Genomic DNA, 1,886 nt, shown 5'->3' on the forward strand with positions numbered 1-1,886 from the left:
GCTTGGCACGATCAGCCTTGGTTATTTGAATTTTTATGCGATCGCATTCTCCATGACCCCTTTGAGCGTAAGAAAAGCTCGGATGACAATCCTCGACAAGCAGCCCTTAAGGCCATCCTGGAGTATTATCGTGACGTACTCCCGACGTTGCCCTAAAGGGACAACGCGGGCTTCTTGCCAACACCACCCAACGGTTCGGTTACTCGGCAAGCTTTATTACTAGCGGGACGCCCCACCGCCAAATACAAAATATTTTTAGCCGCATTAACGTCCCTGTCTGCGATATACCCACAATGATGACAGGAATGAATGCGGTCTTTAAGTTTTTTGGGTACCTTTTTACCACAATTAGAACAGTTCTGGCTAGTGTTTTTAGGATTCACAGCAACCGTTAACAACCCAGCATTTTCGGCTTTGGTTGCAAGGATTGACAGGAATTGACCCCATCCAGCATCTAGAACTGATTTAGCCATTTTAGTCTTGGCTAGACCCTTGATATTGAGCTTTTCATGAGCTACTAAATCATGATTGTTTAACAGCTCCTTGGTCGTCTTAAAATGAAAGTCTTTTCTGGTATCAGCTACTTTTTTGTGAGCCTTGCCTAATTTGGCTACAGCCTTTTTTCGGTTATTGCTACCTTTTTTGGATCTACTAACCGCTTTTTGAATTTTCGCCAATCCTTTTTGAGCCTTTCGGTAATACTGAGGAATCCCTACCTCCGTACCATCTGATTTGATCAAAAACGATTTAAGACCCAGATCAATCCCTATAGGATCAGAAACCTGATCCACGGGGATTATTTTAGGAATAGTATCATCCTGAATAGACAAAGTAACATAGTAGCCATCCGCCTTGCGGGTAATCGTAGCTGTCTTGATTTTAAAACCATTGGGAATTGGCCTGTGGTAGATCATTTTGACCCACCCAAATTTAGGTAACTTTAATTGATTGCCACTAATAGGATCCTTTCCAAGTGACGGAAAAGTCAAAGAACGGTACCGGCCTTTGCCTTTAAATCTAGGTTTTCCACTCCGCTTCCCGTTGCAATCGCCTTTAAGGTACCGTTTAAAGGCCAAATCTACCCGTTTGACACAATCCTGCAAAACCTGAGAATGAATTTGACCGTACCAAGGTCTATTTTTCTTGAGTTGTGGGAGTGTTTGTTTTTGGGAAAAATAATCAGGTTTATCCCTTAAATTTGGCAAATGGCAAATAAGAGGACAAGCATTAATGGAGCAGCGATTCTGTTCATACCAATTAAACCGATCAGCTAGCAAATAGTTATACTGACAACGTAGCATTTCCAACCATCGCTCTAGCTCGAGCATTTGTTTCTTTGTCAGTCTTAATCTGTATTGATAAGCAGCTCTCATTGCGCTTGCCCTCCTATTTATCGACCTACTATATATATAATATACAGCTAGTCAAATGGCAAGTCAGAATGAAAAAAATAAAGATGACAATTCGGTTAACCGAATATGAGAAAAAGAAGTTAGAACAAGAAGCAGAACGAAGAGGAATGAATCAGTCCGAAGTACTTAGAAACTTGATAGCTCGTTTCCCTGATCCAATAACTTCCACTTGACAGTTCCGCTTCGCTTCACTGTCTCGCTATCATCCCGACGCTTACCTTGTCAGGTAAAGCGCGGGGCTTCTCGCGGTCTAGCTAACCGAACTTGATGCTGCTATTGGTGATGCTGACCACGGTATCAATATGAATCGTGGCTTTCAAAAGGTGATCACTGAGGTTCCTAAAGTCGCAGATAAAGACATTGGCAGTATTCTCAAAACCGTCAGCATGACTCTAATTTCCAGTGTCGGAGGTGCCAGTGGACCACTTTATGGCACCCTGTTCTTGCGCTCAAGTGCAGCAGTAGCAGGAAAGC

At 42.8% G+C, this 1,886-nt stretch carries 3 protein-coding genes; 2 read left to right on the forward strand and 1 reads right to left on the reverse strand.

Annotated elements, in window-relative coordinates:
* Nucleotides 1–152 precede the first annotated feature (152 nt).
* Nucleotides 153–1,373, reverse strand: a complete 1,221-nt coding sequence (locus tag F6K51_RS36540; RefSeq protein WP_293030871.1) for a transposase — start codon at nucleotides 1,371–1,373, stop codon at nucleotides 153–155.
* An 83-nt stretch (nucleotides 1,374–1,456) separates the two neighbouring features.
* Here F6K51_RS36540 and F6K51_RS36545 point away from each other — a divergent pair, with 83 nt between their 5' ends.
* Both F6K51_RS36545 and F6K51_RS36550 read left to right on the forward strand, forming a co-directional pair.
* Nucleotides 1,457–1,585 carry a ribbon-helix-helix protein, CopG family gene (locus F6K51_RS36545; protein WP_293030874.1) on the forward strand — a complete coding sequence of 43 codons (129 nt, stop codon included), beginning with the start codon at nucleotides 1,457–1,459 and terminating at the stop codon, nucleotides 1,583–1,585.
* A 102-nt stretch (nucleotides 1,586–1,687) separates the two neighbouring features.
* Nucleotides 1,688–1,886: DAK2 domain-containing protein (locus tag F6K51_RS36550; protein ID WP_293030877.1), on the forward strand; the 199-nt coding region annotated here is incomplete at its 3' end.

The sequence above is a fragment of the Moorena sp. SIO3I8 genome (genome assembly GCF_010692325.1).
Taxonomy (GTDB): Bacteria; Cyanobacteriota; Cyanobacteriia; order Cyanobacteriales; family Coleofasciculaceae; genus Moorena.